Annotated in this window: 17 protein-coding genes and 3 pseudogenes; 12 read left to right on the plus strand and 8 right to left on the minus strand. The window is 52.3% G+C overall.

The genetic code is table 11. The annotated features are described in order from the left end of the window. Positions 1-115: 115 nt before the first annotated feature. From HPC37_RS07215 to trpA, 6 genes and pseudogenes are all read left to right on the plus strand, one after another. Positions 116-1663 carry an anthranilate synthase component 1 gene (locus tag HPC37_RS07215; RefSeq protein WP_208122491.1) on the plus strand — a complete coding sequence of 516 codons (1548 nt, stop codon included), beginning with the start codon at positions 116-118 and terminating at the stop codon, positions 1661-1663. A 1-nt stretch (position 1664) separates the two neighbouring features. Then, complete coding sequence (locus HPC37_RS07220; protein ID WP_208122492.1) at positions 1665-2267, plus strand: aminodeoxychorismate/anthranilate synthase component II; 603 nt, start codon at positions 1665-1667, stop codon at positions 2265-2267. Beyond that, a pseudogene (trpD, locus tag HPC37_RS07225) lies at positions 2252-3260 on the plus strand (anthranilate phosphoribosyltransferase). Before HPC37_RS07220 ends, trpD begins: the two are co-directional and overlap by 16 nt. Then, complete coding sequence (trpCF, locus tag HPC37_RS07230) at positions 3257-4669, plus strand: bifunctional indole-3-glycerol-phosphate synthase TrpC/phosphoribosylanthranilate isomerase TrpF (RefSeq protein WP_208122493.1); 1413 nt, start codon at positions 3257-3259, stop codon at positions 4667-4669. The pseudogene trpD and the gene trpCF overlap by 4 nt, the downstream one beginning before the upstream one ends. A gap of 10 nt (positions 4670-4679) precedes the next feature. Beyond that, positions 4680-5879, plus strand: coding sequence for a tryptophan synthase subunit beta (gene trpB / locus HPC37_RS07235; RefSeq protein WP_208122494.1), 1200 nt, complete (start codon positions 4680-4682; stop codon positions 5877-5879). Beyond that, positions 5876-6676: a tryptophan synthase subunit alpha gene (trpA, locus tag HPC37_RS07240; RefSeq protein WP_208122495.1), complete on the plus strand. Its 801-nt coding sequence runs from the start codon at positions 5876-5878 to the stop codon at positions 6674-6676. The genes trpB and trpA overlap by 4 nt, the downstream gene beginning before the upstream one ends. A 51-nt stretch (positions 6677-6727) precedes the next feature. Here trpA and HPC37_RS07245 read toward each other — a convergent pair whose 3' ends face one another. Continuing rightward, entirely contained in the window at positions 6728-7939 is a 1212-nt protein-coding gene (locus tag HPC37_RS07245; protein ID WP_208122496.1) for an aromatic amino acid transport family protein, read from the minus strand. Between the two features lie 104 nt (positions 7940-8043). Further along, a pseudogene (locus HPC37_RS07250) lies at positions 8044-9611 on the minus strand (DUF2813 domain-containing protein). Positions 9612-9705: 94 nt separating this feature from the next. Here HPC37_RS07250 and HPC37_RS07260 point away from each other — a divergent pair. After that, entirely contained in the window at positions 9706-10611 is a 906-nt protein-coding gene (locus HPC37_RS07260) for a LysO family transporter (RefSeq protein ID WP_208122498.1), read from the plus strand. 18 nt (positions 10612-10629) lie between these two features. On the opposite strand, the gene HPC37_RS07265 is transcribed toward HPC37_RS07260, so the two are convergent. The 5 genes and pseudogenes from HPC37_RS07265 to mdh all read right to left on the minus strand — a co-directional run bounded on the left by HPC37_RS07265 (position 10630) and on the right by mdh (position 15130). Continuing rightward, on the minus strand, positions 10630-11424 hold the full coding sequence (locus tag HPC37_RS07265) for a class I SAM-dependent methyltransferase (protein ID WP_208122499.1): 795 nt from the start codon (positions 11422-11424) through the stop codon (positions 10630-10632). Further along, positions 11421-12152, minus strand: a complete 732-nt coding sequence (locus tag HPC37_RS07270) for an ABC transporter ATP-binding protein (RefSeq protein WP_208122500.1) — start codon at positions 12150-12152, stop codon at positions 11421-11423. The genes HPC37_RS07265 and HPC37_RS07270 overlap by 4 nt, the downstream gene beginning before the upstream one ends. Next, positions 12149-13123: a FecCD family ABC transporter permease gene (locus tag HPC37_RS07275; RefSeq protein WP_208122501.1), complete on the minus strand. Its 975-nt coding sequence runs from the start codon at positions 13121-13123 to the stop codon at positions 12149-12151. Before HPC37_RS07275 ends, HPC37_RS07270 begins: the two co-directional genes overlap by 4 nt. Beyond that, positions 13110-14111 carry an ABC transporter substrate-binding protein gene (locus HPC37_RS07280; RefSeq protein ID WP_208122502.1) on the minus strand — a complete coding sequence of 334 codons (1002 nt, stop codon included), beginning with the start codon at positions 14109-14111 and terminating at the stop codon, positions 13110-13112. Before HPC37_RS07280 ends, HPC37_RS07275 begins: the two co-directional genes overlap by 14 nt. An 81-nt stretch (positions 14112-14192) precedes the next feature. After that, positions 14193-15130 (minus strand): annotated as a pseudogene (gene mdh / locus HPC37_RS07285) (malate dehydrogenase). 210 nt (positions 15131-15340) lie between these two features. Here mdh and argR point away from each other — a divergent pair. The 3 genes from argR (at position 15341) to mrcB (ending at position 19194) form a co-directional block, all read left to right on the plus strand. Continuing rightward, complete coding sequence (argR, locus tag HPC37_RS07290) at positions 15341-15808, plus strand: transcriptional regulator ArgR (RefSeq protein ID WP_208122503.1); 468 nt, start codon at positions 15341-15343, stop codon at positions 15806-15808. 9 nt (positions 15809-15817) lie between these two features. After that, complete coding sequence (locus HPC37_RS07295) at positions 15818-16708, plus strand: TIGR01777 family oxidoreductase (protein WP_208122504.1); 891 nt, start codon at positions 15818-15820, stop codon at positions 16706-16708. 83 nt (positions 16709-16791) lie between these two features. Then, the gene (gene mrcB, locus HPC37_RS07300; protein ID WP_208122505.1) at positions 16792-19194 is read left to right on the plus strand and encodes a penicillin-binding protein 1B; all 2403 of its coding nucleotides are present in this window, start codon (positions 16792-16794) and stop codon (positions 19192-19194) included. 13 nt (positions 19195-19207) lie between these two features. Here mrcB and HPC37_RS07305 read toward each other — a convergent pair whose 3' ends face one another. After that, positions 19208-20167, minus strand: a complete 960-nt coding sequence (locus HPC37_RS07305) for an AEC family transporter (RefSeq protein ID WP_208122506.1) — start codon at positions 20165-20167, stop codon at positions 19208-19210. 172 nt (positions 20168-20339) lie between these two features. Between HPC37_RS07305 and guaB the strand changes: the two genes are divergently transcribed. Together guaB and guaA are read left to right on the plus strand one after the other, a co-directional pair. Then, positions 20340-21803: an IMP dehydrogenase gene (gene guaB / locus HPC37_RS07310; RefSeq protein ID WP_208122507.1), complete on the plus strand. Its 1464-nt coding sequence runs from the start codon at positions 20340-20342 to the stop codon at positions 21801-21803. Positions 21804-22001: 198 nt separating this feature from the next. Further along, positions 22002-23576 carry a glutamine-hydrolyzing GMP synthase gene (guaA, locus tag HPC37_RS07315; protein WP_208122508.1) on the plus strand — a complete coding sequence of 525 codons (1575 nt, stop codon included), beginning with the start codon at positions 22002-22004 and terminating at the stop codon, positions 23574-23576. Positions 23577-24474 lie beyond the last annotated feature (898 nt).

Genomic DNA, 24474 nt, shown 5'->3' on the forward strand with positions numbered 1-24474 from the left:
TTTTTCGCTCACAAATTGCGCAGTTACGCCAAATCCTTGCCAAAGAGGTGAAAAAACTTGACTTTGTTTTCTTGTACTAGTTTAATAGTGCAAAATATCACAACGAGAGAACATCATGACAACATCCCTTTCCGTCACCACAGAGCAAGTGCCCTATTGCGCTGACCCAACGGCCGTGTTTGCTGCGCTGTGTCACAACCAAGATGCCAGCTTGCTGTTGGAATCTGCTGAAATCCAAAGCAAAAATAGCCTCACCAGTTTGCTGTTTGTGCAAAGTGCGGTCAAATTAGCCTGCCGCGATGACACCGTCACCTTGACCGCACTTAACCCCAACGGTGTGCAGGTGCTCGCCAATGTCGCCCAAGTGGCTGAAAAGCAAAGTGCGGTCGCCATCACAAGCAAAAGCGACACAGAGCTAACCTTGCGCTTTGCCAAACCTGCGGCCAACCTTGATGAAGACGCCAAATTACAAGCGCCGTCAATCTTCTCTGCCCTGCGCTTTGTCACCCAATGCTATGCCCAAGCTAGCGAAAAGGTCTATCTCGGCGGGTTGTTTAGCTATGATGTGGTGATGCAGTTTATCCCGATGGACGGCATTGAAGTGCAAGACGACGGCATTCACTGCCCAGATTACTGCTTTTATTTAGCCGATCAATTGCTGGTGTTCGATCACCAAAACCACACCTGTGAGCTGAAAAGTTTTTGCTTCACGCCGACAGAACAACAAAACGTGGCAGCACAGGGGCAAGCCATTGCGCAACAACTAAGCCACGTGGAGCCCACTTTAGCGATTGCGCCCGCCTGTGATGCGGTGAGTGTGAATATCGAAGACGACGCCTTTAAAGGCATTATCACCACGCTGAAAGATCATATTTATGCTGGCGACGTGTTCCAAATTGTGCCCTCGCGGCGCTTTTCCATCGCCTGCCCGAATGCCTTGGCCAGCTACCGCCAGTTGAAAAAAAACAACCCAAGCCCGTATATGTTTTATCTCCAAGACAGCGAGTTCACGCTGTTTGGTGCCTCGCCGGAAAGCGCGCTGAAATTCACGCCTAGCAGTCGCCAGCTGGAGATTTACCCGATTGCGGGCTCGCGCCCACGGGGGTTTAACGCTCGCGGTGAGATTGACCACGAGCTCGACGCACGCTTGGAGCTGGAGTTACGGCTGGATAAAAAAGAGCTCTCTGAGCATTTAATGCTGGTGGATTTGGCGCGCAACGACATCGCACGGGTGTGCAACAGTGGTTCGCGCCGCGTGGCAGAGCTGATGCAAGTGGATCGCTACTCACATATTATGCATCTCGTCTCCCGCGTGGTGGGCACGCTGCGCGATGAGTTTGACGCCCTGCACGCCTATCAAGCCTGCATGAACATGGGCACGCTCACCGGCGCGCCGAAGATCAAAGCGATGCAGCTGCTCTATCAAGTGGAACAACAACGCCGCCACAGCTACGGCGGCGCGGTGGGGTACATCACCTCCAAAGGCGATCTCGACACCTGCATTGTGATCCGCTCCGCCTTTGTGCAAAATGCGGTTGCCCATGTGCAAGCCGGCTGCGGTGAGGTGCTTGACTCCGACCCACAAATGGAAGCCGATGAAACCCGCCACAAGGCTAAAGCCGTGCTGCTGGCGATTGCGCAAACCAACCAACAAGGACACTAACATGGCCACCATCATCTTTTTGGATAATTTTGACTCTTTTACCTATAATTTGGTTGACCAGTTTAGAACCCTTGGCCATCAGGTGAAAATTTATCGCAACGATTGCGACCGCACCTTGGTTGAACAAGCCGCCCTCGCCCAGCTCGATACGGTGATTGCCCTCTCGCCAGGCCCAGGCGCGCCGAAGGATGCGGGCATCATGCCGGCATTGATTCAATCCATGGCCGGGCGCGTGCCGATGATTGGCATCTGCCTTGGGCACCAAGCGTTGATTGAGGCTTTTGGTGGGCAGGTGGTGCCAGCGGGTGAAATTCTGCACGGCAAAGTCTCGCGCATCACCCACGACGGGCAGGCGATGTTTGCCGATTTGCCCTCGCCGATGCCCGTGGCGCGCTACCACTCGCTGATTGGGCAAGCTATTCATCGTGATTTTGTCGTCAACGCCGAATTTGAGGGCTTGCCGATGGCCATTCGCCACCGCACTTTGCCGATTTGTGCGTTTCAATTTCACCCCGAGTCAATCCTCACCGTGCAAGGTGGGCAGTTGTTGGCACAAAGTATTGACTGGTTATTACGCAAAGAGGATGTATGCAACAGATTTTAGAACAGCTTTATAACGGGCAGCCACTTAATCGCGCGCGAAGTGCGCAACTGTTTGGCGCGATTGTGCAAGGCGCACTGACAAGCGAGCAACTCGCAGGTGCGTTGATTGCCCTGCGCGTGCGCGGCGAAACCAACGATGAAATTGCCGGCGCCGTGGAGGCGTTGCAACAGGCCGCACTGGCCTTCCCGCGGCCAGATTATCCGTTTGCCGACATTGTTGGCACCGGCGGCGACGGCGCGGATACAATTAACATTTCCACCGCCAGTGCGATTGTCGCCGCCCACATGGGCGCTAAAATTGCCAAGCACGGCAACCGCAGTGTTTCCAGCAAAAGTGGCTCAAGCGATGTGCTCACCGCACTTGGGATTAACATTACCATGTCGCCTGAGCAGGCCCGCGCAGCCCTTGATGAGATTGGATTGTGCTTTTTGTTTGCCCAGCAATATCACACTGGCTTTAAGCACGCCATGCCTGTGCGCCATGCGCTGAAAACCCGCACGATTTTCAACATTCTCGGCCCGCTAATTAACCCAGCCAAACCGGCGCGCCAACTGCTCGGCGTATACACGCCAGAGTTGATTGACCGCTACGCCGAAACCGCACTTTTAATGGGCCATGAGCACACCTTGGTGGTGCACGGCGCAGGGCTTGATGAAGTGGCGCTGCACGGTGAAACGCAAGTCGCGGAGGTGAAAAATGGCCGCATTGTGCGCTTCACTCTCACGCCTGAAGATTTTGGGCTAAAACAGCAAGCGCTGGACACCTTAAAAGGGGGGGGAACCTGCTGAAAATGCCCAAATGCTAACCGCACTTTTACAAGGTAAAGGATCGCACTATCACGCCAATGCGGTGGCGGCTAATACCGCACTTTTGCTGCGCTTGTTCGGCCATGATGACCTCAAAGCCACCACCGCCAAGGTGCTTGAAACGTTGGCCAGTGGTGAGGCCTACCGCACGCTGCAAGCCTTGCAAGCCGTGGCGCAGGAGGCATGATGAGCGACTATTTAAACCCGCAGTTAAACCAGCAAGCGACCATTTTGCAAAAAATTGTGGCGGACAAACAACACTGGATTGCCGAGCGCCAAGCGCGCCAGCCGCTGAGCACGTTCCAAGGGCAAGTTACGCCAAGCGATCGCGATTTTTATGCCGCGCTCAAACCCAAAGCGCAACCGCACTTTATCCTTGAGTGCAAAAAGGCCTCGCCGTCGAAGGGGCTGATTCGCGCGGAGTTTGACCCAACGGAAATTGCCCGCGTGTATAAAAATTACGCCAGCGCCATTTCGGTGCTGACCGACGAGCACTTTTTCCAAGGGGATTTTGCTTTTATCCAACAAGTGCGCGCCATCGCCTCGCAACCCGTGCTGTGCAAGGATTTCATCATCAGTGAATATCAAGTCTACCTTGCCCGCCACTCACAGGCTGATGCCATTTTGCTGATGCTCTCAGTGCTGAGTGACACGGGCTACACCGCACTTTCCACCCTCGCCCACCGCCTTGGCATGTGCGTGTTGACCGAGGTGGCCAATGAGGCTGAGCTTGAGCGCGCACTCGCATTGGGCGCGAAAGTCATCGGCATCAACAATCGTGATTTGCACGATTTAAGCGTTGACCTCACCCGCACGCCGCCGCTGGCGCAGAAAATCCCTGCTGATCGCACCGTTGTTAGCGAGTCGGGCATTTACACCCACGAGCAGGTGCGCCAATTGCAAGGCAATGTGAATGCCTTTTTAATTGGCTCCAGTTTGATGGGTAGCGCTGATTTGCAAAGTGCGGTGCGCTCAGTCATTTTCGGTGAAAATAAAGTCTGTGGCTTAACCCGAGCGCAAGATGCGAAATGTGCTTTTGATGCCGGCGCGCTTTACGGTGGCTTGATTTTTGCTGAAGCCTCCCCGCGGGCGTTGAGCCTGCGCCAAGCACAAGAGGTGGCGACCGCCGCGCCATTGCGCTATGTCGGCGTGTTTCAAAATCAGCCTATCGAGCTGATTGTGCGCCTAGCCAGCCAACTGGGGCTTTATGCCGTGCAGCTCCACGGCGCGGAAGACCGCACTTTTATCAAACAATTGCGCGCAGCGCTGCCTGATGCGATTGAAATTTGGCAGGCCGTTGCCGTCGCCGAAGGTGACAGCGCTGTCATACTGCCTGATGATGACAACGTTAACCGCTTTGTTTGCGACACGCGCGTTGGCACCACGCAAGGCGGCACAGGGCAAGCCTTTGATTGGGCGCTGTTGCGCGAGGAAGACAAACAGCGCATTATGCTCGCCGGCGGGCTAAATCTCGCCAATGCGCGCCAAGCCGCCGAAATGGGCTGCTTGGGGCTGGATATCAACTCCGGCGTTGAAAGCGCGCCTGGCGTGAAAGATTGTGAAAAATTAACCGCACTTTTGCAGTGCATTCGATAAAGAGAGAACCATGCAAACAACCCAACTCAACCCTTATTTTGGCGATTTTGGCGGGATGTATGTGCCCGAAATTTTAGTGCCTGTGCTGCTCGAGCTTGAGCAGGCCTTTGTGCAGGCACGAGATGACGCCGAATTTCAACAAGAATTTGCCGATTTGCTGCGCAATTACGCCGGCCGGCCAACGCCACTGACACTTTGTCGCAACCTGACCCAAGGCAGCAAAACCAAGCTTTACCTCAAACGTGAAGATTTGCTCCACGGCGGCGCGCACAAAACCAACCAAGTGCTCGGCCAAGCGCTGCTGGCCAAACGCATGGGCAAAACGGAGATCATCGCCGAAACCGGCGCCGGCCAACACGGCGTGGCCACCGCCATTGCCTGCGCGCTGCTGGGGCTGAAATGCCGCATTTATATGGGCGCAAAAGACGTGCAACGTCAATCCCCGAACGTATTTCGTATGCGCTTGATGGGCGCGAAAGTGATCCTCGTTGAAAAGGGCTCATGCTCCCTCAAAGATGCCTGCTGTGAGGCAATGCGCGATTGGTCCGCCAACTACGACAAAGCGCACTATTTGCTCGGCACCGCTGCCGGCCCTCACCCGTTCCCAACCATTGTGCGCGAGTTCCAAAAAATGATTGGGGAGGAAACCAAAGCCCAACTGCGCGAGCGCGAGGGCGTGCTGCCCGATTGCGTGATCGCCTGCGTGGGCGGTGGCTCCAACGCGATTGGCATGTTTGCCGATTTTATTGATGAAAGTGCGGTGCGGTTGATTGGCATTGAGCCGGCCGGCGAAGGGCTGGAGAGCGGCAAGCACGGCGCGCCACTGAACAAAAGTGCGGTTGGGATCTATTTCGGCATGAAATCGCCTCTGATGCAAAGTGCTGACGGGCAAGTGCATGAATCCTACTCCATCTCCGCGGGGCTGGACTTCCCATCCGTTGGGCCGCAACACGCCCATTTGCACGCCACTGGGCGCGCGGAATATCACGCCATCACCGATGATGAGGCTCTGGTGGCCTTTCAGCAACTGGCACAGCATGAAGGCATCATCCCAGCCCTTGAATCCGCCCACGCACTGGCTTATGCCTTGAAATTGATTAAACAAGACCCGAACAAAGAACAAATTATCGTGGTGAACCTCTCTGGGCGCGGTGACAAAGATATTTTCACCGTGGATAAGATTTTAACTGAACGTGGAGTTGCCCTATGAGCCGTTTTGACACCCTTTTTGCCGCATTAGAAAAGCAAGGCGCGTTTGTGCCCTTTGTCACCCTGTGTGACCCGACCTTAGAACGCTCATTTGACATCATCTGCACGATAGTGGACAACGGCGCTGATGCGTTGGAACTCGGCTTTCCGTTCTCTGACCCGCTGCTTGATGGGCCGGTGATTCAAGCGGCGAATAACCGCGCACTCGATGCAGGTTTCAGCACCGATGCCTGCTTTGAGCTGCTCACCCGAGTGCGTGCGCGCTACCCCGACACGCCCATCAGTTTGCTGCTGTGCGCCAATTTGGTCTATGCCCAAGGGCTGGAGCACTTCTACCAACGCTGTCACGCGGCAGGCGTGGACGCGGTGCTGATTGCCGATGTGCCGCTGATGGCCGCGGAGCCTTTTGTGCAAAGTGCCCTCAAGCATGACATTCAGCCCGTGTTTATCTGCCCGCCGAATGCCGATGACGCCACCGTTAAGAAAGTGGCGCAGCAAAGCCAAGGCTACACTTATCTCGTCTCTCGCGCGGGGGTGACCAGTGCTGAGAACCAACAGCACGCCAGCACGTTAGACAGCCTGATTGCCAAGCTGCAAGCGCACAATGCGCCAGCGATTTTACAAGGCTTTGGCATCGCCAAACCTGAACAGGTGAAAGACGCCCTCAATGCTGGCTGCCGCGGTGCCATTTCAGGCTCCGCGATTGTGAAGATCATTGAACGCAATTTAGATGACCACGCAAAATGCTTGCAAGCGTTGGGGGAATTTGTCGCAGCGATGAAAAACGCGACGCGATAAGTTAAGGGAAGTAAAAAAGAAAAAGTGCGGTCAATGACCGCACTTTGTGTTTTAGCCCACCACTTCTGGCAGGTAACCTGCATTGATTAAAAACGGAATGCAGATGATGATGATCCCAAGCACCAAGGCCACCAGCAAGCCGATGTTGCCGCCTTTGACGCGGTACGGCAAGTTCGGGTTGAGTTTGCGCGCCCGCCACGCCAGGCCAATTGGCAACACCAGGCCGTAGAAGGCAAACATAATGCCCGCATAACCGAGCGCCATGATAAAGGCTTTTGGATAAAACAGTGCGAACAGCAACGGTGGCACAAAGGTCAACAAGCCTAAGAATGGGCGATTGGTTTTGACATGAACGCGCAAGAGCAAATCCCGCAGGCAGTCAAACAGCGCCAGCGACACACCCAAGAAGGAGGTGATCAACGCCAGTGATGAGAACACGCGCACCGCTTCGCCTAAGAAGTTGCTGCCCGTGATGGTGCGGGTGGCTTCAACCAAACCGTTGAGGGTTGGGTCGGTTTTCAAAATTGCGAGGAATTGGCTTTGGCTCAACACGCCATGGGTTGCCAACTGCCACAGGAAATAGGCCACCAATGGGATGCCGGTGCCTGCGACGATGGCGATGCGCAATTTTTTAATGTCGCCGTCGAGGTAGCGCACAATCGATGGAATCACCACATGGAAGCCAAAGGAGGTGAAAAACACCGGTGCGGCTGACAACAACACGGCGTTATCCAGTGGCAAGGCCATGAGGTTTTCACTTTTCACCAGAGGCAACATCATAAACAAGATCACCACAAAAATGACGATTTTGCTGAAGAAGAACAAACGGTTGACGGCATCCACACTGCCAGTGCCAATTACGATAAACACGCCGAGCACCACGGTGAATAAAATCACACCAAAATCACTGGCGCTTAAGCCTTCGATCACAGGCAAGAGTGAGCCAATCAACGAGCCACCGCCGCTAACATAGGCGGCCAAAATGGCGTACATAAAAATCAACAGTGACAAGGTGGCTAGCACTCGGCCGATGCCACCGAAATACTGCTCTGCCAAGGTGGCGATGCCGGCGTCTTTGCTCGCGGTTTGGTAGACTTCAATAAACAGCAAAGCGCTGAATGAGAGCAATAGCCATAACACAAACAGCAAAAAAACCGTCATGCCAAAGCCCATGCTGGCTGAGGTGATTGGCATGGCAAGCATGCCTGCACCAATGGTGGTGCCGGAGACAATTAACGTACTCCCAAGCGTTTTATTTTTCATAGTGGGTTCTCGATTTAGGTTAATGAGTAAATTATTTTATACAAATTTGCTTTACAGTCTAAATCTTTTTTGCATTTTTGCGCAAAAAAACCCAAAAGTGCGGTTTAGGTCACGATCAATTGACGGATTTTGAAAAATAACTGCTTAAACAAGCTCGGCACGCTCTCCGGCCCACGGCTTTTGATGTCGTTGGCCAGCGCCAGCGCAATGTCGGGCTTGGAGGTGTAGTTAATCGCCTTTTGAATCACTTTGGAGGTGTTCATTTTTTTGCTGGTGCCTTTAACATTCGCCAAGCGGAAGAACACACGCTCAAAACCATTGTGGAAGAAATAGTGCTCAATGTCGCGCTCTGGCAGCGTGATGATGCGGTTGGTGAGGGTTTCTTCTTGCGCGAGTTTGTTGCGCACTGTATCAGAATATTTACGCCCTGCACTGTCGCCGTCGGTCAACACAAACCACTCAATGCCCATGTGCTGGCAATATTTGATCAGCGGGCGCAGGCCACACTGAGCAAAACCGATGATGCGGATGCCCTCCATCTCCAAATTGATGTTGAGCACGTCCGCCAGCTCAGAGAGCAGCCACACCTCGGTTTCACCCTCCACCAGCAACCACGCGCGGGCAAACAGCGCCAGGCTGCGATTATAGTGAATATGAAACCCGAGCTTGCGGTGGTCATCTTGGCTGAGATCGCCACGCGCGAGCTGATAAGCATGGGTCATATTATCGCGGCGCAACAAGCGGCAGATGTGCTCAATGCGCACATAAGAAATCAGCTCCACCGAGTTGGTGGTGGTGATGCGCTGAATCGGCAAGTGGCTGGCAAACTCCCAGGCAATCGCCACCATGCGCGGATGCAGGCGGGCTTCAATGTCTTCCAGCAAAATGATCGGGCGGGTGTAGCGCTCAAAATTGAGCATTTTGCCTTGCTCAAACAGCGCCATCAACGCCAGCAACAAACGTTTTCGCAGGCTGCCCTTTTTGTCTTGCGCCAGCTCTTGGTTGAGCTGCTTGACCGTTGCCCACCACTGCATTGAGTCGGTCATCAGCAAGGCATTGGGCGGCTGCAAAAAGTAGTATTGAATAATGTTGAAAATCGCCTGCAACTCTTTGGCCGGCAGTTTGTCTTGCGCGCGTTTGAGCTGGAAGTTGGACTTGTGCGCCAAGCGCGCATCGCGAAAGCGCAGCACGGGGTGCTGGGCAATCAGCGCATCTAAAAGTGCGGTTTTGTTGTCTGCCTCTAACAGGTCGCCGTTTTGGTCTAAAAAGTCATAATGGGTGCTCACCTGCCCTTGGGCAAGCTCGGCGCTCACACGCAGATAAATGCGGGCGTATTTATCCTCATGGGGGCAAAACAGCGGCGTGAAGTGGGCGCGCTCATCAAAGTGCGGTTCGTTGACATCACTGACACTGAAAATAACAAAAGGGTGCAGGATTTTTTCAGCCCTTGCGGCGCGCTTTCAAGCTGGGCGTACTCCTCTGGCGTGAAGTGGAAATCGGTGGGTTGAAATTGATAGCGCGGGCTGGCTGGGTTGAGGATTAAGCTCAAGGCGTCCAACAAACTGGATTTCCCCCACGCGTTTTCACCCACCAGCACCATATTGGAGCGCAGACTTATCGATAAGCGATTCAAACCACGAAACCCTGAAATGTCGACCTGTTTTAAGTACATACTGCCCCCTTTTTTGACCTAGCTTACTAAAAAACGCGCCCGCGGGATATACCCTAGGCGACATTTTCGTTATAATTTTGCCCAAGGAGCACGCATGGACGGATTATTGATTGTATTGTGCCCCATGGTGTTGGGGTATTTGATTAAAACGCGCAATCTCGCCATTTTAAGCCGCCTCAATCTCGGTGTGGTGGTGCTGCTTTATGTCATCTTGTTTATGATGGGCTTCTCGTTAGGCCAAATTGACAACCTCGCGCAAAAGCTGCCCGTCATTGCCCACTCTGCCGTCACTTTTGTGGTGCTCACCATCGGCTTGAATGTGGCCGGCCTGCTAGTGCTGGATAAGCGCTATCCCTTTCAGTTGAAAAAAACCAGCGGCAAAATGCCCTCTCGCTGGCGCTTGATGCTCGATTCTTTACTGATGCTCGGCATGGTGTTTGCAGGCGTTTTGATTGGCCTTTCCAGCAAAGGCGTGTTTGCCCTGCCGCACAATGCCAGCACTTATGTGCTGGTGGCGCTGATTTTTTTGGTTGGCGTGCAGCTGCGCAACAACGGCATCAGCTTGCGCCAAGTGTTATTCAACCGCCGCGGCATTATCGCTGCCTGCTCGGTGATTGCAACAAGCTTAATTGCAGGCGTGCTGGCCGCACTGTGGCTTGAGTTGCCGCTCTTTCACGGCTTGGCTGTCGCCTCAGGCATTGGTTGGTATTCACTTTCTAGCGTGATGATTAACGACGCCTTCGGCCCTGTGATGGGCAGCATTGCGTTTTTCAATGACCTGATCCGCGAGATTTTAAGCCTGATGTTTGTGCCGATGCTAATGCGCCGCTTTGCCACCGCGGCGGTGGGCTTCACCGGTGCAACCGCGCTGGATTGCACCTTGCCGATTATCCAGCGCAGCGGCGGCGTGCAAGTGGTGCCGCTGGCAATTAGTTACGGCTTTATCATCAACCTCGCCGTGCCACTGCTACTGGTGCTGTTCACCAGCCTCGGCGGCTAATGGAAATGCAAAGTGCGGTCAGGCCACATCAAAGCTGATAAAAGCCCATTTGATCACCCGCTCTTGGGTGGTGAAGCCGTGATCGAAGTATTCCCGCACGGCCGCTTCGTCTTTGCTGGAAAGCTCGCCCAAGCTCCAGCGCACGCGCTCAACCAACTCATCGGCAGAGTTGGCAACAAAGCGCTTGTCTTGGCAGTCAATGTAGTCCACTTTAGGGTGAATGCCCATTTGATACAAAATATTGATCACATAAATGTAATCTGGCTTGGGCACGATCCCGCGCTCAATAATCGCATCAATGTCTTCAGCCAAAAAGCTGCGCCCGACTTTGTAGGTGAGATAAACCCGTTTTTTGGCTTTGCTGATGAGTTTTTCCAGCCCCATTTTGATGTCATCAAGCTCCAAGCAGCGTGAGGCAAACACCAAATCACACGCAGGCACATCGCGCCAGTCATCTTCATAGGCCAGCTGGCGGGTGCGGATATTGCTAATGCCCTGCGCTTTGGCGTTGTCGTGCAGGCAGGCAAGCATATTGGCTGAGTAATCACAGGCGAGCACCTCACGCAAGTGTGGTGCGGCCAGCAGCGACAAGGTGCCTGGCCCACAGCCGAAATCCAGCGCCGTTTCGCAATCGCTGAAATCCACCCGTGAGATAAAATCCGTTGGGTAGTTGCCTTTGAGCATTTTTTGGCCTGATGCGAGGGCTTTTTTATCCCAATCGGCGCTGGTTTTGGTTTTAAAGGTGCTGGCCTTTTTCTGCGCGCGATAAAGCCAGTCGAAATCGAGAAGATCGTAATTTGCTTGTTCAATCATAACAGTGCTCCGTAGCGCTGGTAGTCAATGTCGTAAAGGGTTGAAAGTGGCTCGGCTTGCAGCAGCTCCTGCCCGCCAAAGCTAAGCACTTGGCCGTGTTTAATCATCAAAATCGCGGTGTCTAAAAACTGCGCTTGGCGTGGGTGATGGGTGGTGATCACAAAGCTGTAGCCTTGGGTTTGCAGACGCTGAATCAACTCAAGCAGGCGAATTTGGTTGCCAAAATCCAAGCCATTGGTTGGCTCGTCCATAAAAATCATCTTCGCTTGCGTGCTCAAGGCGCGAGCGATGTATACCAACTGCTGCTGCCCGCCGCTGAGTTGGGTGAAAAGTTTGTTTTTTAAATGGCCGATGTTGACCTCATTTAATGCTGCTTCACAAATGGCGTAATCCGCGTTTGAAAAGCCCTCCAGCGCCTTTTTGTGTGCCAAGCGCCCCATCAAGAGCATATCAATCACGTTGTAAGCAAAGGGCGTGTGATAGCGCTGGGGAATATAGGCAATTTGGCGCGCCATCGCCTTGCGTGGAATGTCGCTGACCGATTGCCCGAGAAACCGCACTTTGCCTTCAAACGGCAAAATCCCGAGCATGCAGCGCAACAAAGTGCTTTTGCCGCAGCCGTTTTCCCCCAAAATGCACAGGCTGCGCCCCGCCTCAAGGGTGAAGCTCACGCCGTTGAGCACGCGCTTTTTGCCGTAGCTGAAGTGGAGATTATCAACCTCGATCATACCTTGCCCTTCACGCTAAAGAGCACCGCGATAAAAATCGGGATGCCGAATAATGAGGTGATGATGCCGATTGGGATTTCATAGCTATACAGCTGACGTGACAGGGTGTCACAAACCAGCAGGAATATCGCCCCCACAATGGCTGAAGCCGCCAGCACAAAGCGGTTGTCCGCCCCGAATAAAAAGCGGCAGATGTGCGGGGCAATCAGCCCAATCCAGCCGATAATGCCACCCAGCACCACGCTCAAAGAACTCGCCAAGGTGGCCAAAATCACCACCGTGATTTTCAGCCGTTGGGTGTTGATGCCTAAACTTTTCGCCTCGTCTTCCCCCAGGCTGAGCGCATTGAGTTGCTTGCCGAGCAAAACCAGCAACAACACGCACACCAGCATCACGCCACCGACGGCCAAAACCGCACTTTTAGTGGCAAAACTTAAGCTCCCCATCAGGAAATAGACGATATTCGGCAAGGTGTCATACGGGTCAGCAAAATATTTCAGCACAGACAACAGCGCGCCGAAAATCGCTGAGCTAATCACGCCGCCTAAAATCAGCATCAACAGCGGCTGCGCGCGGGAGATAAGCGAAAGCATAAAGGCGATCATCACCGCGGCAATGCCCATCACAAAGGTTAGCATTTGCATCGGCACAATGCCCACGCCCAAAATCATCCCCAATGCAGCCCCAAAGCCTGCGCCACTGAGCACGCCCAAAATCGACGGTGACACCAGCGGGTTGACCAGCATCGCTTGATAGGCCGCGCCACTGACCGACAGCGCCGCGCCAATCAACACCGCGGCGGCAATGCGCGGGAAGCGAATATCCAGCAGCACCACCTTCGCCACGCTGTGATCAGCACTGAAAATGGCGGCATATTCGCTTAAGTTGAGGTCAAATTTGCCAATAAAAAGCGTTACTGCCACCAAAAAGGCCAGCAGTAACGCCAGCAACGCCAAACTAAGGTGTTTCATTTAAAATATCGTTCAAATCACTCTCACTGAGCTCGCGTGAGAGGAACAATTGATAGAAATTTTTCGCCTCATCACGAATATTGATCTCAGCAAATTCGTTCGGGTGCAGTGTTTTCATCAACCAACGAATGCCCAAAAAGCGCATAAATGAAGCCGGTTTACCCACCCACGAAAACGGCTTACGCGGGATTAAAAACACTTGTTTGTTTTTCACCGCATCGAGCACTTGCCATTTTTCGTCTTGATAAACGCTGTCGTAAAAGGCTTTATCATAGGCGATGATCATATCAGGGTTGAGGGAGAGCACCTGCTCAAAGTTGACGCTGACACGGCTGTTTTGCTTGGTGTTTTCGCATTTCAGCACCACTTCGCCGCCGGCGAGAGTGATCAAATCACCAAAGCTGCTTTTTTCACATTCGCTTTTCAAGCCATCTTTGCCAAAGGCGTAATACACCTGCGGTTTGGATTTGTAAACCGCACTTTGCGCCATGTCGATGGATTTTTGCGCGTAGGCGTGGAGTTTTTCACCACGGCTGGTAACGCCTAAAATATCGCCCAGTGGCGCGAAAGAATTAAGGCTTTGCTCAAGCGTCAGCGCGTCGATGTAGAGCACGGGCACGCCTGAGTTGGCAAAAATCTCGCGGTATTTGTCTTTCACATTGTGGCTGGCGAGGATTAAATCTGGTTTTAACGCGAGCACTGCTTCCATATTCGGTGTTTTACCTTGGCCAAAAAAGCCACCCACAACCGTTTGTTCAGTCACTTTTGGGTCGAGGTATTGCTTTTCAATGGGGTAAAATTCAAAGTTTAGGCCTGCAATTTTGCTTTTATCCACCGCATAGAGTTGATACAGCAGTACAGGGTTTGAGGCATAAACTTTTTGAATTTGATCGGGTTTTAAGTTTTCACAGCCCACACATTCCGGCGCGGGTGCGGCCAAGGTGCTTTGGGCAAAAAGCCATGAGAGAAGCAAGAAAATAAAACGCATACACACTCCGTTATAGACAAGTTTATATAACGTTAACACAAAAAAGCCCGACAGCATAACTGTCGGGCGATTGTTGCTGGATTATTCGCCGTTGACGAATTTTTCACCCAAGGCGATGCTTTTTGCAAGGTTGGCAGCATGGCTTCAACCGCACTTTGCTCAAACTCGCTCAACGGGCCAATTGGCAGGATTTCTTCCACGCCGTTTTTGCCTAAGCGCACTGGCACTGCGAAAAAGCGTGCGTATTTGCCGTCGCCTTCAACGTAGGTGTATTCCACAGCCTCTTCCCCGCTCAAACCTTTGAGCACTGAAAGGCCAAAACGTGCAGCGGCTTGCGCCATGGAAAGGGTTGCACTGCCGCCACCGGCTTTGGCTTCCACCACTTCGGTGCCTGCGTTTTGGATGCGTTTGGTTAAGGCTTCCACTTCTTCTGCGGTGAAGCTCGCGCCTTCGACTTGTGAGAGCAATGGCAAAATGGTCACGCCTGAGTGGCCACCAATCACAGGCACTTTCACTTTATCCAGCGCCACGCCTTTGAGTTCAGACACAAAAGTTTCAGAACGGATCACATCGAGTGTGGTGACACCAAAGAGGCGACGTTTGTCGTAAACACCTGCTTTTTTCAGCACTTCTGCCGCGATGGCGACTGTGGTGTTCACTGGGTTGGTGATGATGCCGATGCACGCTTTCGGGCAAGCGACAGCGGCTTTTTCAACCAAGTTTTTAATGATGCTGGCGTTAATGTTGAACAAATCAGAGCGGTCCATGCCAGGCTTGCGCGCAACACCGGCGGAGATGAGCACTAAATCCGCGCCTTGCAGCGCTTCGCTTGGGTCTTCACCCGCGTAGCCTTTGGCTTGCACAGGGGTTGGGATGTGGCTGATATCTTTTGCCACACCTGGGGTGACAGGGGCAATGTCGTACAACGCCAACTCTGTGCCAGCCGGGCAATTGAGTTTGAGCAACAAGGCCAATGCCTGACCGATACCACCTGCGGCACCTAAAACAGCAACTTTCATTTCAATCTCCTTAATGTTTACATTTAATTAACTAAAGTGGGTTAAGTCTAGATCCAAACGCGGGCAAATTCAAACACGACAACGCAAAAGTGAGAGCTAGGGCAAATTTTTTCACACTTTGACCGCACTTTGCTTAAAAATAAAATTTTATTTGCCTTTTTATGAAAAAATATGCACTATCTATGCAAAATTCTGCATAGAGAACGCATAATGAATACACAAAGCAAAGCTGAAAACCTCAACAGCGCCTTTCGCGCCCTGCTATTGGAGGAAAAGTACGCCTCCCAAAGCGAAATTGTCGACGCGCTGCAAGCCCAAGGCTTTCAGGTTAATCAGTCTAAAATTTCACGCATGCTGGCCAAATTTGGCGCGGTGCGCATTCGCAATTCCAAAATGCAAACGGTCTATTGCCTGCCGCCCGAGCTGAGCATGCCGAATACCTCCAGCCCGCTGAAAAATTTGGTGCTGGATATTGACTACAACAACGCGCTCGTGGTGGTGCGCACCAGCCCAGGTGGTGCGCAGCTGATCGCCCGGCTGTTGGATTCAATCGGCAAAAACGAAGGCATTTTAGGCACCATTGCTGGCGACGATACGGTGTTCATCACCCCAACGCTGAACACCAAAACCACGCAGCTAATGAAAAATATTCAACAGTTGTTTGAAAACTCACTCTAAGGAGGGCTTATGCGCATTTTTATCACTGGCGCCACTGGCTTAATTGGCACCGCACTTTGCCACAAACTCCTCAGCCTTGGCCACTCAATAGTTGCGCTCACCCGCGACGCGGATAAAGCCAAAGCGCATTTTGCGGGTGCCACCCTGGACTTTTGCACTGACTTGACCGCACTTTCGGATTTTAACGAGATTGACGCTGTGATTAATCTTGCTGGCGAGACGATTTTTGACCAACGCTGGACTGACGAGCAAAAAGCCCGCTTGGTGGAAAGCCGCGTGAAGCTCACCACCGCCTTGGTTGACAAAATCAACGCCAGCCAAACGCCACCCGAGGTGCTGATTTCAGGCTCGGCCATTGGTTTTTATGGCGATGTGCACCAAAGTGCGGTCGACGAAACCGCGCCCGCAGGCGAGAGCTTTGCCGCCGAGCTGTGCCAACAGTGGGAGGCAGCAGCCAGCCGCGCCAACACGCGCGTATGCTTGCTGCGCACCTCAAACGTGCTCGCCGCCCATGGTGGTGCGCTGGCGCAAATGCTTGGCGTGTACAAGCTCGGCTTGGGCGGCAAATTGGGCTCAGGCAAGCAAAATTGGGCGTGGATTCACCTCGATGACATGGTTGAGGCGATTGTGTTTTTGCTGACGCACAGCCAATGCCACGGGCCGTTTAACTGCTGCACACCGCACTTTGTGCCGAATGCACAATTTAGCCGCACCTTGGCGCAAGTGCTTGGCCGACCGCACTTTGCCTTTGTGCCAGCCTTTGTGCTCAAGCTGATGCTTGGCGAGCGCGCGCAACTGCTGCTCGACAACCAGCCGATTGTGCCCAATGCCCTTGCTCAAGCAGGTTTTCACTTCAACCACCCGCACCTTGAAGGCGCGCTGAAAGACCTGCTGGCCTAACGAACGTTAGGCATTTTGCCTAAGGCTTGCTATAATTTGCGCAAAAAACACCAATAACGAATTAAGCAGCCTTAGGTTTGACCATGACAGCGCCAACAGATCCGCAAAACGAACAACAACCCGAACAACCTTCCCCCGCACCCAAACGCAAGCGCAGCTGGCGGATGCGGTTTTTGATTTTCAGCCTGAAATTCGGCTTCACCGCACTTTGCTGTGTGTTGTTTTATCTTGCCTATTTGGATGCCAAAATTCGCCATACTCTTGATGGCAGCATTTGGCAGCTGCCGGCTGAGGTTTACGCCCAAATTGAAAGCATTGAGCAGCCCCGCCACCCAACGCTTGCCGAGGTGCGTGAGCGCTTGCTGGATAACGGCTACCGCCAGGTGAATATGCTTGGCACGCCGGGGGATTTCAAAATTGAAAACGACACTGTGGTGCTGATCCGCCGCGCGTTTGAATTCCCAGACGCGCCAGAGCCACAGCGCGTGCTGCGCTTGCGCTTTAAAGACGCTCGGCTAAATGTGATTGAAGATTTGGTTAATCGCCAAGCTATTGCGCAATTTCGCCTTGCGCCCAAACTGATTGCGATGTTGCAATCCAACAAAGAAGATCGCTTGGCGATCCCGCTACATCAATACCCGCGTTATCTGATCGACACCCTGCTGCTGACGGAAGATCGCCGCTTTTATGAACACAATGGCGTGAGTTTGCTTGGCATCACGCGGGCGATGATCACCAATATTCAAGCTGGCCAAACCGTGCAAGGCGGCAGCACCTTGACCCAACAGCTGGTGAAAAACCTCTTTTTAAGCAACCGCCGCAGCCTCACGCGCAAAATCAACGAGGCCTTTATGGCGATTTTGCTTGATGCGCGCTACGACAAAAACAAAATTTTAGAAACCTACCTCAATGAGGTCTATCTCGCGCAATCAGGCGATACGGAAATTCACGGCTTTGCGCTCGCCAGCCAGCTGTTTTTCGGCCGCCCAATTCAAGAAATCCGCCTTGACCAAATCGCCCTGCTCGTGGGCATGGTCAAAGGCCCGTCGATTTACAACCCGTGGCGCTACCCTGACAACGCCACCGCGAGGCGCAATGTAGTGCTGAAAATCATGCAAGAAAACGGCATCATCAATGAAAGCCTCTACCAACTGCTCAGCCGTCGCCCGCTGGATGTCAAACCCAAAGGCAGCGTGACCCGCGCCCAGCCGGCCTTTATGCAGCTGGTGAAGCAAGATTTAACCACCGTGTTGGGTGAGGCGAAAACAACCGCACTTTCCGGCGCGCGGATTTTCACCACCTTGGATATCAACAAACAACGCATGGCGGAAAAGGCGCTGGTTGAGGCCACGCAAAAACTGCAACTGCAACAAAAACGCCCTGATCTTGAAGCCGCCATGGTGGTGGCGGATTATCGCAGCGGCGGTGTGCTGGCGATGGTCGGCGGGGTGCAAACGCAATACGCCGGCTTCAACCGTGCGCTGCGCTCGCAACGGCAAATCGGCTCGCTGGTTAAGCCTTCGGTTTACCTCAGCGCGCTGGCCAACCCAGATCAATTCCGCCTCAACACGCCGATTCAAAACCGCCCGATCACCATTCGCATCAAAGGTGCGCCTGATTGGCAACCGCGCAACTACAACCGCCGTTACAGCGGCTCGGTGATGCTGATGGACGCGTTGGTGCGCTCACTCAATATCCCCACAGTGAACGTCGGCATGAAAGTGGGGCTTGATACCATCATCGCTAACCAAAAAGCGATGGGCTGGGATAAAATCAAAATCCCGCGCGTGCCCGCAATGCTGCTCGGATCGTACTCCATCGCGCCGTTTGATGTGGCAAAACTGTTCCAAGTGATCGCCAACGCGGGGGAAAAGGTGCCTTTGTCCTCCATTGACAGCGTCACCCAGCGCAATGGTGAAGTGCTCTATCAACGCCACGACACCGCCAGCCAAGTGGTGCCACGTGAAGCGGCGATTCAAACACTCTTTGCCATGCAGCAAGCGGTTGAGCGCGGCACAGGGCGCAGCTTGCAGGCTGATTTTGCCCAGTTCCACCTCGCGGGCAAAACTGGCACCACCAATGACGCGCGCGACACCTGGTTTGTCGGCATTGACGGGCAAGAGGTGGTGACCGTATGGCTGGGGCGTGATAACAACGGCAAAACGGGCTTGACCGGCTCAACCGGCGCGCTGAAGCTTTATCAGCATTACCTTTCCCTTGTGCCGCCAACGCAGCTGCATTTGCCAACCTCGCCGAATATTAAATGGGTCGGCATCAACAGCTTTGGCAGCTGGGACTGTGGCAGTGGCCGCACCATTCCTGTGTGGGCTAATCGCAACCAAAGTTTCTGCTCACAAAGCGCGCCAGTGGTGGCGCCAAGCAGCCAACCTGCACCTGCCGCACCCGCTGAACGCAAGCCAAGCGTGTGGGATGCGTTGAATCTGCAAAACGGCGCGCCTGTGGAGGAAGCACAGCCGAGCCGTTAAAAGTGCGGTTGGGCTAAATCCAATCGAGCATTTTGAGGATCACAATGCCAAAAGCGGAGGTAAACATCGCCGCAAAAGTGGTGATACCGATGATGTTAGCGGCGGTTTTGTCATTGCCGCCCATGCCGCGCACCATGGCATAACTGGCGGCCGCCACCGGGGTTGAGGTCATTAAAAACACCACACCCAAGCCAATGCCGTGCAAGCCAAAAGCGTGCGCCAGCAGCACCATGATGATAGGCGCAACAAACACTCGCCCGAGGCTCGAGGTGATCGCCACCACCGAGGTGCTGTCAATTCGTTTGAGATCCAGGCTCGCGCCTGCGCACAGCAGCGCGAGTGGCAGTGTCATGTGCGAGAGATAATTGCCCGTGCTAATTAATGGTGCTGGGATTGTAAACGGCAGATGGCTGACCACCAAGGCGATGATGATCGCCAAAATCAGCGGGTTTTTGATCAACTGTTTCAGTACATAAAGGATATCGGCCTTGCCGTTTTCCGCCAGCGAGCGGCTTAAGGTGATCACCGCCAGCACGTTATAAAGCAAGGTGATAAGTGCGGTATAGACCGACGCCACCGCAATGCCCGCCGCGCCATAAGCATTGGCACACAGCGAGAGCCCAATAATGCCACTGTTGCCACGAAACACCCCTTGCACAAAGGTGCCACGCTCGCGTTTATCACCCACAAAGCGCCATGCATAAAGCTCGGCGAGGGTGAAGATAATCAAGGTGCCAAGATAGCCCACGCCAACAATGCTCAGCTGGGAGGAATAATCCGTTGGATTTTGCACAATGCTTAAAAATAGCAGCGCTGGCAGCGTGATGTTGAACACCAGTTTCGCCCCTTGCTGGGCGAAATGGTCGTTAATCATGCCGATGCGTTTGAGGTAGATCCCGAGCAGCAACATTAAAATATTCGGCAAGGTGACGCTGACCGAAAAGGCAATGGAGTCGAGAAAAGTGTCTTGCATAGCCTGTCCAAACAAAGTTCAATGCCAACATCTTAGTCATATTTTGTTGAAAATGCCAGCACGCGCGAGAAAGTGACGTGAAGTTAGTAAAAATCATTCACAAACGTCATGAAAGCCTGTATAATCCCCCAGCAATATTTATCCACCCCACCTAGACTTGAGAGATATTGCAATGCTTAGAATCGCCAAAGAGGCACTCACATTTGATGACGTGCTATTAGTGCCAGCACATTCAACTGTACTTCCCAACACTGCCGATTTAACCACCCATTTAACCAAAGACATCAAACTCAACATCCCTGTGCTTTCTGCCGCGATGGACACGGTGACCGAGACAAAATTGGCCATTTCTCTTGCACAAGAAGGCGGTATTGGCTTTATCCATAAAAACATGAGCATTGAGCGCCAAGCTGACCGCGTGCGCAAAGTGAAAAAATTTGAAAGCGGTATCGTAACGGATCCGATCACTGTTCGCCCAGAGATGAGTTTGCGTGATTTAGCTGCATTGAGCAAGAAAAACGGCTTTGCAGGCTATCCTGTTACTACTGAAGATGGTGATTTGGTTGGCATTGTCACCGGTCGTGATGTGCGCTTTGTCACTGATTTAGATCGTCCAGTAAGTGCGGTGATGACACCTAAAGAGCGCCTCGTTACCGTGAAAGAGCATCGCCCGCGCGAAGAGGCCTTTTCACTGATGCACCAACACCGCATTGAAAAAGTGCTGGTGGTCAACGATGCATTCAAACTGGTGGGCATGATCACCTTAAAAGACTACCAAAAAGCCGAAAGCAAACCGAATGCCTGTAAAGACCAATACGGCCGCTTGCGTGTGGGTGCCGCTGTCGGCGCCGCACCCGGCAATGAAGAGCGCATTGACGCCTTAGTGGCTGCTGGTGTTGACGTGCTATTGATCGACAGCTCCCACGGCCACTCTGAAGGCGTGCTTGAACGTGTACGCGCTGCACGGGCTAAATACCCTGATTTGCCAATTGTAGCAGGCAACGTGGCCACCGCGGCAGGCGCCATCGCCTTGGCGGACGCGGGGGCAAGTGCGGTTAAAGTGGGCATTGGCCCTGGTTCAATTTGCACCACCCGCATTGTCACCGGCGTTGGCGTGCCGCAAATCACCGCGATTGCCGATGCCGCCGAAGCGTTGAAAGACCGCGGCATTCCTGTGATTGCTGATGGCGGCATCCGCTACTCAGGTGACTTGGCCAAAGCCATCGCCGCAGGTGCTAGCTGCGTGATGGTCGGCTCGATGCTCGCGGGCACCGAGGAAGCACCAGGGGAAATCGAACTCTTCCAAGGCCGTGCGTTTAAATCCTACCGCGGCATGGGCTCACTGGGTGCGATGACCAAAGGCTCAAGCGATCGCTACTTCCAATCCGACAACGCTGCCGACAAACTCGTGCCAGAAGGCATTGAAGGGCGCATTCCTTACAAAGGCTATTTGAAAGAGATCATCCACCAACAAATGGGCGGCTTGCGCTCGTGCATGGGCTTAACTGGCTGCGCCACGATTGAAGACCTGCGCACCAAAGCGCAATTCGTGCGCATCAGCGGCGCCGGCATCACCGAAAGCCACGTGCATGATGTCACCATCACCAAAGAAGCACCGAATTATCGCATGGGGTAAAACGAAAACCGCACTTTAGTATTTAAAGTGCGGTTGATTTTGAGAGTTGCTATTAGATATAAGGCGCAAACGATATGAAAAAATTTACTATTGTCGCCAAGGTGCGTTTGCAATCTATAAAAAAGAAGGCTTGCAAGTGCTGAAAACCTCGCCATGCCAAGCCAACAAAAAATAATATTTTAATCAATAGAGATCATAATGAATAACATCCACAACGACAAAATCCTTATCCTCGACTTTGGTTCGCAATATACACAATTGATCGCCCGACGCATTCGTGAAATCGGTGTTTATTGTGAGCTGTGGGCGTGGGACGTTTCCGAGCAAGACATCCGCGATTTCAACCCGAAAGGCATCATTCTTTCAGGCGGGCCGGAGAGCACCACGGAAGAAAACAGCCCGCGTGCGCCAGAGTATGTCTTCAACGCCGGCGTGCCCGTGCTGGGCATTTGCTACGGCATGCAAACCATGGCGATGCAACTCGGCGGCTTGACCGAAACCTCCGACCACCGCGAGTTTGGCTATGCCCAAGTGGCGCTTGAAAACCCAACCGCACTTTTTGCGAATATGCAAGACGCGCAAAGTGACGCTGGGGGCGCGCTGCTGGATGTGTGGATGAGCCACGGTGATAAAGTCACCCGCTTACCAGCGAATTTTAGCGTGGCAGGGACTACTACCACCTGCCCAATTGCTGCCATGGCCGACGAGCAGCGCCATTTTTACGGCGTGCAATTCCACCCAGAAGTGACCCACACCAAAAGCGGCTTGACGTTGCTCACCAACTTTGTGGAAAACATCTGCGGCTGCGCGCGCGAGTGGACAGCCGAAAACATTATTGAAGACGCCGTGGCGCGCATCAAAGCGCAAGTTGGCGATGATCAAGTTATTTTAGGGCTCTCAGGGGGCGTGGACTCCTCCGTGACCGCACTTTTACTCCACCGCGCGATTGGCAAAAACCTCCACTGCGTGTTTGTCGACAACGGCTTGCTGCGCCTTAACGAAGCCGAGCAAGTGATGGCGATGTTTGGCGACAAATTTGGGCTCAATATTATTCACGTCAACGCTGAAGAGCGCTTTTTAAACGCGCTCAAAGGCGTGGCCGAGCCGGAAGCCAAGCGCAAAATCATCGGCAAAGTGTTTGTCGATGTGTTCGATGAAGAGTCCCACAAACTCAGCAACGTCAAATGGCTCGCGCAAGGCACCATCTACCCTGATGTGATTGAATCCGCCGCCAGCAAAACCGGCAAAGCCCATGTGATCAAATCCCACCACAATGTGGGTGGCTTGCCAGATTACATGAAACTCGGCTTGGTTGAACCACTGAAAGAGTTGTTCAAAGACGAAGTGCGCAAAATCGGCCTTGCCCTCGGCTTGCCGCATGACATGCTGATGCGCCACCCTTTCCCAGGCCCTGGCCTTGGTGTGCGCGTGCTTGGCGAGGTGAAAAAAGAATACTGCGACATTCTCCGCCGCGCCGACGCGATCTTTATCGAAGAGCTGCACAACGCCGATTGGTACCACAAAGTCAGCCAAGCCTTCACCGTCTTTTTGCCAGTGAAATCCGTCGGCGTAATGGGCGACGGGCGCAAATACGACTGGGTTGTGTCTATCCGCGCGGTGCAAACCATCGACTTCATGACCGCTCACTGGGCACACCTGCCATACGAGCTACTCGGCAAAGTGTCCAACCGCATCATCAACGAAGTCAACGGCATCTCCCGCGTCACCTACGACATCAGCGGCAAACCACCGGCTACGATTGAGTGGGAGTAGATGAAAACAGGCGTTAAAGCCTTATAAATGGCTATTTTATGAGTTCTGTGTTTGTAAAATGATGAAGGTTTTAATAAGTATATTCTATATTTAATCACCCATTTTAAGTGATTATTAATATATTTAGTAATGTTATAGCAAAAATAATAGAATATCATCATGTAATTTATGATGAGAAAGATTTTTGCTTCCATAAATTTGAAATCACTTTTATATTTTTTATCATTGAAAGATTTAAAAAAAGGAGCTACAATGAATGAAGGCGTGTGGTTAGAATTTTACTTGCGTTTCGCAAGTGTTGATTTAAATGTGAGGCTTGCTTGCCTCGTTTCTCAATTTTTATGAACTATGTACTTTGTATGTGTTTTATATGTAAAGAGTAACCACACGCTTTTTTATTGTTATGAATAATTATAAATTTGCACGAGAGGAATTAGCTAGATTAATAGGCGTTGACCTTAAAAAGATTACCTATGTGCTGTTTAAAGCGAGAATAGAAAACTTATATTCATCATTTAAAATTCCTAAGAAAAATGGAGAATATAGAGTTATTGACACACCTAGCGATAAGTTAAAATGGATTCAAAAAATTAAGCGAAAAATTATATAAAATCCATGTTGATTATATAACAAAAACGGTATAAAGACAAATCTATCTCATGGCTTTGAGAAAACAAAGTATAATAACAAATGCTTACTGTCATAAAATAAAAATATTTACTGAATGTAGACATTTCAGATTTCTTTCATCTTTCAATTTCGGAAGAGTTCTCGGTTACTTCTCTAAAAGTCGAGAGTTTATGTTTTCTAAAGAAGTTTCCACAATAATTGCTCAGTTAGTATGCTATAAGGGAAAGTTACCTCAAGGAGCACCAACATCTCCTATAGTTTCAAATTT

This window comes from Spirabiliibacterium mucosae (assembly GCF_014884965.1).
Taxonomy (GTDB): Bacteria; Pseudomonadota; Gammaproteobacteria; order Enterobacterales; family Pasteurellaceae; genus Spirabiliibacterium; species Spirabiliibacterium mucosae.